The sequence below is a fragment of the Kitasatospora sp. NPDC056184 genome, assembly GCF_042268405.1.
Lineage (GTDB): Bacteria > Actinomycetota > Actinomycetes > Streptomycetales > Streptomycetaceae > Kitasatospora.
The window spans coordinates 47032-62169 of sequence record NZ_JBHJUI010000009.1; the positions used below are offsets into that span (position 1 = coordinate 47032).

The following is a 15138-nucleotide window of genomic DNA, read 5'->3' on the forward strand; positions in this document are numbered from 1 at the left end:
TGCCCCCCCCCCCCGCCCGCCCCCCCCGGGCGCCCCCCGCCCCCGGGCCCCCCGCGGCCCCGCGCCCCCCCCGCCCGGCGGCCCCGCCGCCCCGCCCCCCCCCCCCCGGACCCGGGTGTCAGGCGGCGGAGACCGTCCACACCTGGTCGGCGGAGCCCGTGCAGGCGCGGACCGTGGCGGGCACGTCGGGCCCGGCGGCGGACAGGCAGCGCCGCGCGTCCCGGGCGACGGTCACCAGATAGCCCCCGGGCGTCGGGGTGAACGACCAGATCTGATGCGGAGGACTGGGCACCGGCGGGTACCACAGCCGCGTCTGCGAGCGGGTCCCCTCCAGGTCGAGGACCCGGCCGGACCGGCTGGCGGAGCTGGTGAGGGAGTACCCGCCGTCGGTGCGCGGGGTCAACTGCCAGACACCGCCCGGGCCGCCGTCGTCGGAGGTCACGACCACCGGGTTGCCGTCGAGGTCGAGCGAGGCCTGGTCGTACAGCACGGACCCGCCGTTGGACAGCCGGGCGAGCGGGGGCAGCGGGCCGCCCGGCTGGGCCGGCGGCGTGACGGGCGGCTTCGTCGGGACGGTGTAGGTCGGCGGGGGCGGCGGCGGTGAGGCGGTGTACGGCGGGGGCGTATAGGTGTAGTTCGGGTCCGGGGACACGGTCCGTCGCGGGGTGGAGGTGGCGGCGGGGGTGCCCGGCGGCGGTCCGGCCGTGTAGGCGGGGGCGCCCGGTGCCGACGGCTGCCCGGGCGCCGGCGAGGGGGCGCCCGCCGCGCCGCCCGGGGCGGCGGAGCCGACGGGTGCGTCCGGAGACCCGGGGGCGGGCGCGCCCGGGGCGTTCGCGGGGGTGTTCGGCGCGGCGCCGTTCCCGTTCGCGGGACCGCCCGGCCCGCCCACGCCGCCCGCGTCGGGCAGCGGCCCGTCCGGGAGGGCCGGCCCGGTCGGCGAGGGGGCCCCGGACGGGGACGGCGCGCCGGGGGAGGGGGACGGCGCGCCCGGGTCGGGGAGGAGCCCGGCGGGCGCCGTCAGCGGAAGGCCCGAGCGGTCGGAGGCGTTCGCCGCGTCGGCCGCCCGGATGTCGGCCGGACCCCCGCCCCGGTGCAGGACGGCGGCCGCGGTGGCGGTGACGGCGCAGCAGAGCGCGGCCGCGCCCGCCACGAGCAGGGTCCGCCGCCGGGTGCCGAACAGCGCGGCCCGCCATCTGGCCGCGCGGCTCGGCGGGGCGGCCGGCTCGGCCGCGGCCACCGGGGCCGCGACGGCCGGGCGCGCCGCCGACCCGGTGGCCCGGAGCGCGGCGAGCGCACCGGTCGACCGGACCACCGCCGCCCAGGACGGGCCGCCCGCCGGGCCGCCGGCCGGCTCACCGGCGAGGGCCGCCAGGACGGCCCCGGCCATGGTGGCGGCGTCCGGCCAGCGCAGGGCCGGGTCCTTCGCGAGGGCCCGCTCGACCAGGGCCCGGACCGGGGCCGGGACGTCGGCCGGCAGCGGCGGCACGGGGTCGGTCAGGTGCTTGAGGATCAGCTCCAGGGCGGTCTCGCCCTCGAACGGCAGCCGCCCGGTCAGGCACTCGTAGAGCACGACCCCGAGCGCGTACAGGTCCGCCGAGGCGGTGACCGTGCCGGTGGAGGCCTGCTCGGGCGCCTGGTAGGCGGCGGTGCCGAGCACCATCCCGGGCACGGTGAGCCGGGGGTCGCAGCCGGGCCGGGCGATGCCGAAGTCGGTGACCACCACGTGGCCGTCACGCATCATCAGGTTGGCGGGCTTGATGTCCCGGTGGACGATGCCGGCCTCGTGCGCGGCCTGGAGCGCCGCCAGGACCTCCAGCGCCAGGCCGAGGGTCTCCGGGGCGGTCAGCGGGCCCCGCCGTTCCATCACGGTGCTCAGCGGCTCGCCCTCGATCAGCTCCATGACCAGGTAGGCGACCGGGTGGGCGGCGGGGCCGGACGGCGCGCCCCAGGAGGGGACGTCGGCGGCGCGCCCGGGGCCGAAGTCGTACACGCCGACGATGCCGGGGTGCTGCACCCGGGCCATCACCCGGGCCTCGTCGTGGAACCGCTCGGCGAAGCCGGGTTCGTCCAGCAGCGCGGGTTTCAGGACCTTGACGGCCACGCGGCGGTCGAGCACCTGGTCCCGGGCGAGCCAGACATCGCCCATCGAGCCGCCGCCGATCCACTCCTCCAGCCGGTAGCGGTCACCGAGCGTGGTGCCACGCATGATTCTCCTCGACCTCGTTCCGTCGTCGCGACCGCCGCCGGGGCCCGGTCGGCCCTCGGTCGCACCGGGAGATCCTGCCGGGTGGACATAAACGCCGACTTGTCGTGGGCACTGAAACCCCCCGGCCCCGGACCTCCGGCGTTCCGTCAACGCGTCCGTGAACGGACCGTCGACACCCTGTGTGCGGCGGGCCGGTGACATGGCATCGGGCCGGGTCCACCGGGGAGCCGGCCACGAAGGGGGGAACCCGAGATGATCGACCGTCGTACGGCCGCCGCCGCGGTCCTGGTCGCCGCGACCGCGGTGTCCGGGACAGTCCTGGGGGCCGGGACCGCGAGCGCGACCGACCTGCCGCTCCCGGTCAGCGGCGCCGAGTACCGCGTCTCCAGCAAGGCGGGCGGCGCCCTCCAGTGGGACAGCCGGAACAACGGGTCCGACGTGGTGGTCCGCGACTGGAACGAGGCGTCCGCCCAGCAGCTGTGGACGATCAAGGACGAGGGCGCCGGCACCTGGTCGGTCAAGGTGCCCGGCACCAACAACGCGATCGACCGCGACACGGGCCGGAACACCGTCGGCGCCTGGAACTACGTGGCCGCGGACAACCAGCGGTGGAGCCTGCACAACACCTCGCTGGGCGACGGCAGGGGCTGGCTGCTGCGCAACGTCTCGGACCCGGCCCTCTGTCTCACCCGCGGTGCGGACCTGAACGCGAAGGTGGCCGCCTGCAACGCGGGCGACCCGGCGCAGAACTGGAACCTCGACCGGAACACCGGCACCACTCCGCCGAACCCCGGCCGCCCGGTCATCGACCTGGACTACGCGCAGGCCCCGGACCTCGGCCCGTGGCTGGAGCAGCAGAAGCAGACCGTCGCGAACTACTACCCGACGATCTCCAGCCTGGTCGTCAAGGGCGCGTGGACCCCCGCCCCCCGGTTCCGGATCGTCCTCGACCCGCAGATCGTCAACTACCCCGCCGAGGCGCGGTCCGGTGCCGTGCCCGAGATCCACGTCAACATCAACTACGCCCGGAACAACCGGGGCGACACCGGTTTCCTGCTGCACGAGGCCGCGCACGTGGCGTTCTTCGGCCACCCGGGCCGCCCGTGGTGGCTGGAGGAGGGGCTGGCGGACTGGGTGCGCTACTACAACTTCCAGCCCGGCACCGTCCACCCGCTCGCCCCGAACGACCGGTACGACAGCGGCTACAGCGCCACCGCCCGGCTGATCGACTACGTCACGAACGCCTACCGGCGGCCCGACCTGCCGTACCTGCTGAACACGAGGGACTACGGCACCGGCCAGATCTGGGTCCAGGTGACCGGCAAGACCGCCGACCAGCTCTGGAACGAGATGCCCAAGTAGGGCGCGGCGGCCGCCCCGCCACAGCCCGCCCGGGTGCCGGACGACGCCCCTCGGCGCCGCCCGGTCCACCCGGGCGCACCCCCGCCGAGGGGCGGGCACGGAGAGTGACGGGCCGGGGACGGACGATTCGGACTTGAATCTTTGCGAACAGATGTTCGATCCTGGGGGTGTGCCCGTTATCGAATCTGTTTTCGAATCCACCGTCGAGCGGAAGCCCGCGCTCCGACCGGTGGCGTCGACCGCCGCCCCCGGACGGGGGCTGCTGCCGGTGGTGCCCGCGCTGCGCGGGCTGCTGCCGGAGGGCGGGCTGCGGCGGGGCGCGGCGGTGTCGGTGGCGGGCGGGGACGCCGGGCTGCTGCTGGCGCTGGCCGCCGGGGTGCGGGAGACCGGCGGCGGCTGGGCCGCGGCGGTCGGGCTGCCGGACCTCGGGCTGGCCGCGGCCGCCGGGTACGGGCTCGACCTGCGGCGGCTGCTGGTGGCCGACGACCCCGGACCGCACTGGGCCGAGGTGGTGTCCGTACTGGCCGGCGCCGTCGAACTGATCATGCTGCGGCCGGACGGCCCGGTCCCGCCGAACCTGGCCGCCCGGCTGGCCGCCGTGCTGCGGCGCAGCGGCTGCGTGCTGCTGGTGGCCGGGCCGTGGCCGGGGGCCGGACTGCGGCTGGGCGTGCGCTCCGGGCGCTGGTTCGGGCTGGGCGACGGGCACGGGCAGCTCACCGGACGGCAGGTGGAGGTGGTGGCCGAGGGGCGCGGTTCGGCGGGGCTCGGGCGGACCGCCCGGCTCTGGCTGCCGGACGCGTACGGCGCGGTGCGGACCGTGGAGGAGGCGGTCGGCGCCGGGACGGCGGACGTGGACGTGGTGGGGGAGGACGCGGTGTCGGGGGCCGGGGCGGGCCTCGACCGCATGGCGGTGGTGTGAGATGACCGGCGGCGAGGTTGCCGGGTCCGCCGGGGCGGGTGGCGCGGTCACCCCCCGGGTGCTGGTGGTGTGGTGCCCGGACTGGCCGGTGGCGGCCGTCGAGCGTCCGGGGGAGGCCGACGCGCCGGTGGCGGTGGTCGAGGGCGGCCGGGTGCTGGCCTGCTCGGCGGCGGCCCGGGCGGCCGGGGTGCGGCAGGGGCAGCGGCTCAAGCTGGCCCAGAGGCTCTGCCCGGCGCTGGAGCTGCGCGACCGCGACCCGGAGGCGGAGGCCCGGCGGTTCGAACCGGTGGCCGCGGCCGTGGAGGCGTTCACCCCCCGGGTGGAGGTGCTGCGCCCGGGACTGTGCGCGATCCCGGTGAAGGGGCCGGCCCGCTACTTCGGCGGGGAGGAGGCCCTGGCGGCGAAGGTCCAGGGGGCGGTCACGGCCGCCCTGGCGGCGTCGGCCGCGGTCGCGGCTGCCCAGGCGCACCCGGCGGACGCGGAGCCGGTCCGGAGTCGCGCCACCGCCGGGGGCGGCGACGGGAACGGCGGCGGTGCCGGGGACGGTGACGGCCGCCTGGCCGAGGTCGTCCCGCTGCACCCCGCCGCTGCCGGGCATCCCGCCGCCGGGCATCCCGCCGACGCCGAGCACCCCGCCCCCCGGCGGCGGACCGCCGGGGTGGACGAGCTGCTCGCCGCCGCGCCCGCCGCCCGGGACGGCGCCCGGGGCGGCTTCGCCCGCCCGCCCGCCTACCCGCCGGCCCCCGCCCCCGGGGCCGCGCCGCCCGCCGCCGCGCCGCCGCCGCTCGGCCAGGTCGGCGTGGCCGACGGCCTGTTCGCCGCCGTGCTCGCCGCCCGCGCGGGGGTGCTGGTCCCCGCCGGGCGGACGGCGGAGTTCCTCGCGCCCTACCCGGTGGCCGCGCTCGGCGACGCGGAGCTGGCCGAACTGCTCGACCGGCTCGGCCTGCCCACGGTCGGGGCGTTCGCCGCGCTGCCCGCCGAGTCGGTGGCCGACCGCTTCGGCCCGACCGGCACGGTGGCGCACCGGCTGGCCCGCGGTCTGCAGCCGCGCCCGCTGGTGCCGCGCGCCGAGGGTCCTGACCTCTCCGTCGAGCAGCGCTTCGACCCGCCCGAGCCGCTCGCCGAACCGCTGGTGTTCGTCGCCCGCACCCTGGCCGAGCGGCTGCACCGGCGGCTCGCCGGGGCGGGACTGACCTGCCAGCGGGTCGCCGTCGAGGTGGAGTGCGCCGACGGCCGGACGGTCGCGCGGCTCTGGCGGCACGAGGGCCGGCTCTCGGCGACGGCGCTCGCCGAGCGCGTCCGCTGGCAGCTCCAGGCCTGGCAGAGCACCGGCACGTTCGACCGGAGCGGCGACCCCGGGGGCTCCCACACCCCCGAGCCGGGCGGGTTCACCGCGCTGCGCCTCGTCCCCGACGACCTCACCCCCGACCAGGGCCGCCAACTCGCCCTCTGGGGACAGGCGGTGGCGGACGACCGGGTGGAGCGCGCGGTGGCCCGGGTGCAGGCGGTGCTCGGCCACGCCGGGCTGCGCCGGATCGAGCCGGCCGGCGGCCGGGGGCCCGAGGACCAGGCGGTCCGGGTGCCGTGGGGCGAGCCCTACGACCCGGCGGCCCCCGCCGACGCGCCCTGGCCGGGTCGGGTCGGCGGGCTGCGGGACGTCTGGCCGGCCGTGGTGCACCGGGTCCCGGTGCCGGCGGCGGTGCTGGACGAGGACGGGCGGCCGGTGACGGTGGACGGCCGGGCGGGGGTGTCGGCCCGGCCGGCCACCGTGGCGGTGCGCGGGCGGGACCTGGCGGTGGACGGCTGGACCGGCCCCTGGCCGGCGGTCGAGTACTGGTGGGACCAGGAGCGCGCGCGCCGCCGGGCCCGGTTCCAGGTGACGGTGGCGGACGGGCGGGCGCTGCTGCTCACGGTGGAGGGGGGTGCCTGGTTCGTGGAGGCCGGGTACGACTGACGGCCGGGCCGTTCGAGGGGGGTAGGAAACCAGCGCGAGACCGAAGGCACCACCCCCGATGGGATTCACCAGTCATCCCTCCCTCCCCTGGAGCGAGCTGCACCGGCGGCTGTCCGGCGACGGCGGGGGCGGCGACGTCGTCGTCCCGCTGCACCCGCGCGCCGGCGACCGGCCGGACGGGCCCGCCGGGCGGCCCGCCGGGACGCGGCTCGCCGGACCGGCCTGGGCCGAACTGCACGTCCACTCCGCCTTCAGCTTCCTCGACGGCGCCAGCGACCCCGAGGCGCTGGTCGCCGAGGCCGCCCGGCTGGACGTCGAGGCCCTCGCGCTCACCGACCACGACGGCCTCTACGGCGCGGTCCGGTTCGCCGAGGCGGCCCGCGGCACGGGTGTGGCCACCGTCTTCGGCGCCGAACTGACCCTCCGTCAGGAGAGGGGCGGGGCCGAGCACCTGCTCGTGCTGGCCCGCGACCCGGAGGGCTACCGCCGCCTCTCCGCCGTCATCGGCGCGGCCCAGCTCGCGGGCGGGGCCAAGGGGAACCCGGTCTACGACTTCGCGGCCCTCGCCGAGGCGCACGGCGGCCACTGGGCGGTGCTCACCGGCTGCCGCCTGGGCCGCGTGCCCGCCGCCCTGGCCGCCGCCGCGGGCGGTCCTGACACCGGAGCCGAGCGGCAACTCCGCACCCTCGCCGAGGCGTTCGGCCGCGAGAACGTCCACGTCGAGCTGGTCCACCAGTGGCTCCCCGGTGACGACCTGCGCAACGACGCCCTCGCCGCGCTCGCCGCCCGGCTGCGCCTGACCACCGTCGCCTCCACCAACGCCCACCACGCGGGCCCCGCCGAGGGCCGGCTCGCCCAGAGCCTGGCCGCCCTGCACGAGCGCCGCACCCTCCCCGAGGCGGCGGGCTGGACGCAGGCCGCCGGCACCGCCCATCTGCGCTCCGGCCGCGAGATGGCGGCCCGGCTGGCCCGCTTCCCGGGCGTCCGCGAGGCCACCGCGGACCTCGCCCGCGCCTGCGCCTTCGACTTCGCCACCCTGGACCCGGAGTTGCCCGGCTACCCCGTCCCGCCCGGCCGCACCGAGATCGGCCACCTGCGCGCCCTGGTCGCCGAGGGCGGCCCGGCCCGGTTCGGGCCCGGGAACGGCCCGGCCCGCCGCCAGCTCGCCCGCGAGCTGGACGTCATCGAGGAACTCGACCTGGCCGGCTACTTCCTGATCGTCCACGACATCGTCGACTTCTGCCGCCGGGAGTCCATCTGGTGCCAGGGGCGCGGTTCGGCGGCCAACTCGGCGGTCTGCTTCGCGCTCGGGATCACCGCCGTCGACCCGGTGTACTACAAGCTGCTCTTCGAACGCTTTCTCTCCACCGCCCGCGACGGCCCGCCGGACATCGACCTGGACATCGAGAACCGCCGCCGCGAGGAGGTCATCCAGTACGTCTACCGCCGGTACGGGCGCGAGCACGCCGCCCAGGTCGCCAATGTGATCACCTACCGGCCCCGGCTGGCCCTGCGCGACGCCGCCCGGGTGCTCGGCTACCCGCAGGGCCAGGTGGACGCGTTCAGCCGGCAGGCCGACTTCCGCTCGCCGCCCGGCGCGGACGCCGTCATCCCCGCCGACGTGCTCGCGCTCGCCGGGCAGCTCCACGGCCTGCCGCGCCACCTGGGCATCCACTCGGGCGGCATGGTGCTCACCCGGGAGCCGATCGCCGAGATCTGCCCGACCGAGTGGGCGCGGATGCCGGGGCGCTCCGTGCTGCAGTGGGACAAGGAGTCGGTGGCCGGCGCCGGACTGGTCAAGATCGACCTGCTCGGCCTCGGCATGCTCGCCGCGCTGCACGACACCTGCGACCTGGTCGCCCGGCACCACGGCGAGCACTACGACCTGGCGACCATCCCGGACGACGACCCGGGGGTGTACGCGATGCTGCGGCGGGCCGACACCGTCGGCGTCTTCCAGGTCGAGTCGCGCGCCCAGATGGCCACCCTGCCCCGGCTCAAGCCGGACCACTTCTACGACCTGGTCGTGGAGGTCGCGCTGATCCGGCCCGGCCCGATCCAGGGCGGCTCCGTCCACCCCTACCTGCGCCGCCGTGCAGGGGTGGAACCGGCCGGCTGCCCGCACCCGCTGATGGAGAACGCGCTCGGCAAGACCCTCGGGGTGCCGCTGTTCCAGGAGCAGATGATGCAACTCGCCATCGACTGCGCCGGGTTCACCCCGGCCGAGGCGGACCGGCTGCGCCAGGCGATGGGCGCCAAGCGCTCGCACGAGCGGGTCGCCCGGCTGCGCGAGCGGCTGCTCGGCGGCATGGCCGAGCGCGGCATCCCCGAGGAGGTGGCGCAGGACGTCTACACCAAGATCGAGGCCTTCTCCCACTACGGCTTCCCGGAGAGCCACGCGATCAGCTTCGCCTACCTGGTGTACGCCAGCGCCTGGCTCAAGTACCACTACCCGGCGGCGTTCACCTGCGCCCTGCTGGCCAACCAGCCGATGGGCTTCTACGCGCCGCTCAGCCTGATCTCCGACGCCCGGCGGCACGGCGTGCGGGTGCGCGGGGTGGACGTCAACGCCAGCGGCCCCGGGCCCGCCCTGGAGCCGTACCGGGGGCCGACGCCCGAGCCGCCGCTCACCGCCGGGAAGCCGCAGCCCGCGATCCGGCTCGGCCTGGACACCGTGCGCGGCATCGGCGCCGCCCAGGCCGAGGCGATCGCGGCCGGGCAGCCGTACGCGGACCTGGAGGACTTCGCCCGCCGCACCGGCCTGCCCGCACCGGCCCTGGAGGCGCTGGCCGCGGCGGGCGCGTTCGGCTGCTTCGGACTGGGCCGGCGGCAGGCGCTCTGGGCGGCGGGCGCGTTCGCGGGCGTCTCGGCGGACCTCATCCCGGGCACCACGCCCGGTACCGAGGCGCCGGACCTGCCCGCGATGACCCCGGTGGAGGAGACCATCGCCGACCTCTGGGCCACCGGGGCGTCCGCGACCGGTCACCCGCTCCAGCACCTGCGCGCCCACCTGGAGCGCGGCGGGGCGCTCTCGGCCGCCGAGCTCCCGGACGTGCCGCCGGGGACGGCGGTGGTGGTCGGCGGTCTGGTCACCCACCGGCAGCGGCCGCCGACGGCGGGCGGGGTGCTCTTCCTCAGCCTGGAGGACGAGACCGGGCTGATCAACGTGATCTGCGGCCGGCCGGTCTGGGAGTCCCAGCGCCGCACCGCCCTCGACCGGGCCGGGCTGCTGGTCCACGGGCACATCGAACGGGACCGGGGCGCCACCAACCTGGTCGCCACCCGGCTGACCCCGCTGCGGATCGGGCTGTGACGGCGCGGGGCGGCGGGAGGTGGCGGGGCGTGGCGGGGCGCGACCGGCGCGGCGCAGTCGTGGGGGGTGCCTGCGCCGCGCCGGAGCATGTGCCGGCGGCTAGAAGGCCGGTTGGTCGTTCAGCTCGACGATCCGCAGGTCGCCCAGGCGGACGGTGTACCAGACGTCCTGGCTGCCGCCCCCGCCCCAGAGCTCGGTGAGCCGGACCGAGGCGAAGCCGTACTCCTCCTTCACCTGCTGGGCCGACCAGTCCGCCGGGACGTTCTGGGCCCGGAACACCGGATCGGCGTCGTGCTCCTGGGCCCAGGCGTCGAGGCGGAAGTCCAGGTGCGGGGCGAGGTAGCGCTCGCGGACGGCCCGCGGGCTCTCGCCGCTCTCGCCGAGCACCGCCCGCCGGTACTCCTCGAAGAACGTGACCACCTGGTGCGCGGCCGGCGTCCCCGCCCGGACCTGCGCCGGCGCGGAGACCCCGGCCGGGTCGACCGGCGGCGCGAGCGCGGCCCGGGCGGGGGCGGCGACGAGGCCGCCGAAGGCGAGCAGCGCGGCCGCCCCCGCGAGGGCGGTGCGCATCGAGTTCATTCGCGTCATGCCCGAAGTCCATCATTCGGCGACGAACTCTGTATATCGCCGAAACGTGTGGTTTGCGCTGCTACCGGGCGTATTTGACGAATCATCTGCTAAAGGGAGGAGCCGGCCTCCCGGCCCGCTCCGGGCGGGCCCGCGAAGGCCTGGGCGATCGGCAGCCAGGCCGTCGCCACCTCGCCGGTCGCGGTCAGCGCGAGGTCGTCCCGGTGCCGGCGCCGCGTGACCAGCAGGCAGAAGTCCAGGGCCGGGCCGGCCACCCGGTCCGCCGCGTCCGCGGGCCCCCACGTCCACGATCCGCCGTCCGGCGCGGCCAGTTCCACCCGCACCGGGGCCTGCGGGGCGGGCCGCCCGTGCACCGTGAACGCGAAGCCCATCGTCCGCACCCCCAGGTGCGCGACGTGCCGCAGGCGCGCCGTCGGCTCCCGGCGGACGCCGAGCGCGTCCGCCACGTCCTGCCCGTGCGCCCAGGTCTCCATCAGCCGCGCGGTGGCCATCGACGCGGCCTTCATCGGCGGCCCCAGCCAGGGCAGCCGGGCATCGGCCGGCACCGCCGCCAGGGCGGCGGCGAGCCGCTCCCGGCCGGACCGCCAGCGGGCCAGCAGCGCGGCCGGCGGCTCGGCCGCCCCGCGCGCCGCGCCGTCCTCCACCGGGTCCGCGCCGGCCGCCGACAGCGCGCCGAACACCCGGCCGGACTCGGCGACGAAGGCCTCGGGGTCGCGGGCGGCCAGCTCCGACCAGTCGTCCGTCCACGCCAGGTGGGCGATCTGGTGCGCCACCGTCCACCCCGGTGCGGGTGTCTCCAGCGCCCAGCCGCCCGGCTCCAGCCCGGCGACGAGCCGGTCCAGCACCGCGCTCTCGGCCCGCAGGTCGGCCAGCAGCGCCACCAGCACGGGCGAGCCCTCGGGAACGTTCGGATCGGCCATGGATATCCCCTTCGTTACGGTCGGAAACCTTGGAAACACCGGGAACCACGACGGGTCGCCATGGGCCGTGGTGGTGACCCGTCGGTAACCTCGCGCCCGCACCCTACGCCGCCGCGCCCGCCGCCACCCGGAACTCCGCGCAACTCCCCGCGACACGCCCGCGGAACCCGTTCGCGACCCCTCCCCAGCGCCGCGACCGCGTGTGACAATCGCGCGATGACGACCGCCCCGACCGCGCCGAAGAGCGGCGCCGAGGCCCCGGACGACCTCGCCGCCCGGGCCGCCGAGCTGGTCCGGGACGCCGTGCTCGGCGACCTCGCCCGCCGGGTGGTCGCCGACTGCGGCGCCGACGTCGGCCTGGTCGGGGTGCCCGAGCCGGGGGTGGCCGGGTCCGGCGGCGAGGGCATGGTGCTGCGGCACTGGGCCGGCACCCGGGCGGACCTGCTGCACGATCTCCCGGTGCCGGCCGGCACCGGCCTCGGCGGCCGGGCGCTGGCCGAACGGGCGCCCAGCTGGGTGCCCGACTACCGTGCCGACACCACCATCTCGCACCACTACGACGCCGCCGTCACCGCCGAGGACCTCTACGCGATGCTCACCGTGCCGCTGCTGCACGGCGGCACCGTGCACGGCGTGGTGTACGCCTCGCTGCGCGCGGTGGTCCCGTTCGGGGACGTCCGGATCGCCGCCGTGGCCCGGCTCGCCGAGGCCGCCACCCGGGCCCTCGCCGGGGCCGCCGCCTGGCGCGGGGCCGCGCCGCCGGCCGCGGCTCCGGCCGCCACCGCCGTGCGAAGACCCGCGCGCGCCCCCGCCGCCCCGCTCACCCGGCGCGAGCACGAGGTGCTCCGCTGGGCGGCGACCGGCCGGACCAGCCCGGAGATCGCCGCCCAGCTGGGCCTCACCTGCAACACGGTGACCGGCTACCTGAAGAGCGCCATGCACAAGCTCGGCGTCCGCAACCGCACCGAACTCGCCGTGACCGCCCGGGAGTCCGGCCTGCTCGGCTGAACCACCGGACCGGACGGGTCAGTTGACCTTCCGCTCCCGCCCCGACCAGTACGGCTCGCGGAGCCGGAACTTCTGCAGCTTCCCGGTGGTCGTGCGCGGCAGCGCGTCCCGGAACTCCACCGAGGTCGGCGACTTGTAGCCGGCCAGCCGCTGCTTGCAGTGCGCGATGAGGTCCGCCTCGGTGATCTCCGAGCCCGGCTTCGGCACCACCAGGGCCTTGACCGTCTCGCCCCACTTGGCGTCCGGGACGCCGATCACCGCGACCTCGGCCACCGCCGGGTGGTCGTACAGGCAGTCCTCCACCTCGATCGAGGAGACGTTCTCCCCGCCGCTGATGATGACGTCCTTCTTCCGGTCCGAGATGGTCAGGTAGCCGTCCTCCAGCACGCCGCCGTCGCCGGTGTGGAACCAGCCGTCCCGCAGCGCCTCCGCGGTGGCGTCCGGCTGCTGCCAGTAGCCGTCCAGCACGACGTTGGAGCGGACCAGCACCTCGCCCTGCTCGTCCACCCGCACCTGGTTGCCGATCGCCGGGGCGCCCGCCTGCACCAGCTTCTCCGCCCGCTGCTCGGCGGGCAGTTCGTCCCATTCGGCGCGGGTGCGGTTGACCGTCACCACCGGCGAGGTCTCGGTCAGGCCGTAGATCTGCAGGAACTCCCAGCCGAGCTCGGACTCCATCCGCTGCACCACCGAGGTCGGCGGCGGCGCGCCGGCCACCACCATCCGCACCCGGTCCCGGCCCGGAACCGGGCCGTCCCACTCGGCCGCCGCGTCCAGCACCATCTGCACCACCGCGGGCGCGCCGCACAGGAAGGTCACCCCGTGCCGCTCGACCCGGCGCAGGATCTCGGCGCCGTCCACCTTCCGCAGCACCACGTGCTGCGCGCCCAGCCCGGTGAGCGAGAACGGCAGGCCCCAGCCGTTGGCGTGGAACATCGGCAGGGTGTGCAGGTAGACGTCCCGGTCGCTCGCCCCGAAGTGCAGGGCCATCAGCGTCGCGTTCAGCCAGACGTTGCGGTGGGTGAGCTGAACGCCCTTGGGGCGGGCGGTGGTTCCGCTGGTGTAGTTGATGGTCGCGGTGTCGTTCTCGTCGATCGCGTACCGGCGCGGCGCGTTCCCGAAGTCGTACAGCAGCGCGTCGCTGTCCGCCCCGATCGCGAACTTGTGCTTGGCGACCACCCCGGCCAGCGGCTCGGCCAGCTCCGGGTCGACCAGCAGCACCGAGGCGCCGCTCTGCTCGACGATGTACGACACCTCCTCGGCCTTGAGCCGGAAGTTCACCGGCACCAGCACCCGGCCGTGCCCGCTCACGCCGAACAGCGAGGTCAGCAGCCGCGCCGAGTTGTGCGACACGATCGCGACCCGTTCACCGGGACCGACCCCGAGCCGGTCCAGCCCGGCCGCCTGCGCCCGCGCCAGCCGGGCGATCCGACGGTACGTCAGATCGGTCCAGGGTTCGGCCGGTTGCACCGGCTCGTCGACGATGCCGACCCGGTCGCCGTAGACCAGCTCGGCCCGGTCGAGGAAGTCCATCACGGAGAGTGGAATCTGCATGGGCCCCACTGTCCTCCGCCCGCCGTCCGCTGCACACCCCCGATCGGGGGTGTCACCCGGACGGGCCCGTGCCGGTGCTACGCCCGCGCGGCGACCGTCTGCGCGGCGGAGATCGCGGCGGCCAGCCGGTCCCGCGCCTCGGTCTGGGCGGCGATCCGGCGCTCCAGCACCGCCAGCCGCTCCCGGGCGATCCGCAGCGCGCCGGGCGACGGCGGCCCCAGCGTGTCGTGGTCCAGGCACCCCAGGAACGGCCGGACGTCCTCCAGGGTGAACCCGGCCTCCAGCAGCGCGCGGATGTTGCGCACCCGCACCACCGCCGCCTCGTCGTACACCCGGTACCCGTTGGGCGCGCGCCCGGAGCCGATCAGACCGGCCTGCTCGTAGTGCCGCAGGGCCCGGGCGGTCGTCCCCGTCGCCCGCGCCAGCTCGCCGATCCGCACCCGCGCCGCCCCCCTGCCCGCCTCCCGCGGCGCTCAGCCCACCACGGCGCCCCCGTCCACCGGCAAGACTACTCCGGTCACGAAGGAGGCCTGCGGCGAGGCGAGTTGGGTGATCGCCCAGGCCACCTCGGCGGCCTCGCCGATCCGGCCGAGCGGGGTGTGCGCCAGCTGCCACGCCCGCACAGCCGCCCGCCGCTCGGGACCGATCCCGGCGTGGTCGGCGATCGGCGTCTTGATCGCGCCCGGCGCCACCGCCACCACCCGGACGCCGTGCGGCGCCAGCTCCACCGCCCAGCTGCGGGTCAGCGAGTCCACCGCCGCCTTGCTCGCCGCGTAGGCCGAGTTGCCCGGCCAGCCGCGCTGCCCGACGGCGGTGCTCACATTGACGATCACGCCCCGGCTCGCCGTCAGCGCGGGCAACGCGGCCTGGGCCAGCAGGAGGGGCGCCGTCAGATTGGTGGCCAGCACCGCGCCGACGCCCTCCGGGGTGTAGCCGCCGAGGGTCGCGTGCGGCGCGATGCCCGCGTTGTTGACCAGCACGTCCAGCCGCCCGAACCGCTCCAGCGCCGCCCGGACGACCAGCTCGGGCCCGTCCGGCGCGGTGATGTCCGCGACCACCGGCACGATCCGTCCCGGCGCCCGCTCCGCCGTCCCCGCCAGCGGCTCCGCCCGGCGTCCGACGGCCACCACCCGCACCTCCGCCCCCTGCTCGGCGAAGGCCCACGCCGTCGCCCGCCCGATCCCGGTCCCCGCCCCGGTGACCACCACCACCCGGAGCTCCTGCGCCACTGTCTCGTTCATGACCGCAACCCTCCAACCCTGCCGCCAACGGCAAGGTCAAGCCCGGCCCGGAGCGGAGCGGCGTGCTCCGGTTGGT

At 77.0% G+C, this 15138-nt stretch carries 11 protein-coding genes; 5 read left to right on the forward strand and 6 right to left on the reverse strand.

Translation table 11 applies throughout. From position 1 onward, the window contains the following. Nucleotides 1-118 precede the first annotated feature (118 nt). The gene (locus ACFC0B_RS19215) at nt 119-2206 is read right to left on the reverse strand and encodes a serine/threonine protein kinase (RefSeq protein WP_376087011.1); all 2088 of its coding nucleotides are present in this window, start codon (nt 2204-2206) and stop codon (nt 119-121) included. 252 nt (nt 2207-2458) lie between these two features. On the opposite strand from ACFC0B_RS19215, the gene ACFC0B_RS19220 reads away from it, so the two are divergent. The 4 genes from ACFC0B_RS19220 (at nt 2459) to ACFC0B_RS19235 (ending at nt 9754) form a co-directional block, all read left to right on the forward strand. After that, nucleotides 2459-3568: a basic secretory protein-like protein gene (locus ACFC0B_RS19220; RefSeq protein ID WP_376087012.1), complete on the forward strand. Its 1110-nt coding sequence runs from the start codon at nt 2459-2461 to the stop codon at nt 3566-3568. Nucleotides 3569-3797: 229 nt separating this feature from the next. Further along, nucleotides 3798-4487 carry a hypothetical protein gene (locus ACFC0B_RS19225; protein WP_376087013.1) on the forward strand — a complete coding sequence of 230 codons (690 nt, stop codon included), beginning with the start codon at nt 3798-3800 and terminating at the stop codon, nt 4485-4487. 1 nt (nt 4488) lies between these two features. Next, a complete protein-coding gene (locus ACFC0B_RS19230; RefSeq protein WP_376087014.1) occupies nt 4489-6441 on the forward strand; it encodes a hypothetical protein in 1953 nt (650 codons plus the stop codon). 58 nt (nt 6442-6499) lie between these two features. Beyond that, nucleotides 6500-9754, forward strand: coding sequence for an error-prone DNA polymerase (locus tag ACFC0B_RS19235; RefSeq protein ID WP_376087015.1), 3255 nt, complete (start codon nt 6500-6502; stop codon nt 9752-9754). A 99-nt stretch (nt 9755-9853) separates the two neighbouring features. On the opposite strand, the gene ACFC0B_RS19240 is transcribed toward ACFC0B_RS19235, so the two are convergent. Both ACFC0B_RS19240 and ACFC0B_RS19245 read right to left on the reverse strand, forming a co-directional pair. Then, entirely contained in the window at nt 9854-10342 is a 489-nt protein-coding gene (locus ACFC0B_RS19240) for a hypothetical protein (RefSeq protein WP_376087016.1), read from the reverse strand. An 89-nt stretch (nt 10343-10431) separates the two neighbouring features. Next, nucleotides 10432-11262 (reverse strand): TIGR03084 family metal-binding protein, encoded by an 831-nt coding sequence (locus tag ACFC0B_RS19245; RefSeq protein ID WP_376087017.1) that lies wholly within the window; start codon nt 11260-11262, stop codon nt 10432-10434. 216 nt (nt 11263-11478) lie between these two features. On the opposite strand from ACFC0B_RS19245, the gene ACFC0B_RS19250 reads away from it, so the two are divergent. After that, entirely contained in the window at nt 11479-12270 is a 792-nt protein-coding gene (locus ACFC0B_RS19250) for a LuxR C-terminal-related transcriptional regulator (protein WP_376087018.1), read from the forward strand. An 18-nt stretch (nt 12271-12288) separates the two neighbouring features. Here ACFC0B_RS19250 and ACFC0B_RS19255 read toward each other — a convergent pair whose 3' ends face one another. The 3 genes from ACFC0B_RS19255 to ACFC0B_RS19265 all read right to left on the reverse strand — a co-directional run bounded on the left by ACFC0B_RS19255 (nt 12289) and on the right by ACFC0B_RS19265 (nt 15062). Next, on the reverse strand, nt 12289-13821 hold the full coding sequence (locus tag ACFC0B_RS19255; RefSeq protein ID WP_376087019.1) for an AMP-binding protein: 1533 nt from the start codon (nt 13819-13821) through the stop codon (nt 12289-12291). A 77-nt stretch (nt 13822-13898) separates the two neighbouring features. Continuing rightward, the gene (locus ACFC0B_RS19260; protein WP_376087020.1) at nt 13899-14261 is read right to left on the reverse strand and encodes a MerR family transcriptional regulator; all 363 of its coding nucleotides are present in this window, start codon (nt 14259-14261) and stop codon (nt 13899-13901) included. A gap of 33 nt (nt 14262-14294) precedes the next feature. Then, a complete protein-coding gene (locus ACFC0B_RS19265) occupies nt 14295-15062 on the reverse strand; it encodes an SDR family NAD(P)-dependent oxidoreductase (protein WP_376087021.1) in 768 nt (255 codons plus the stop codon). Nucleotides 15063-15138 lie beyond the last annotated feature (76 nt).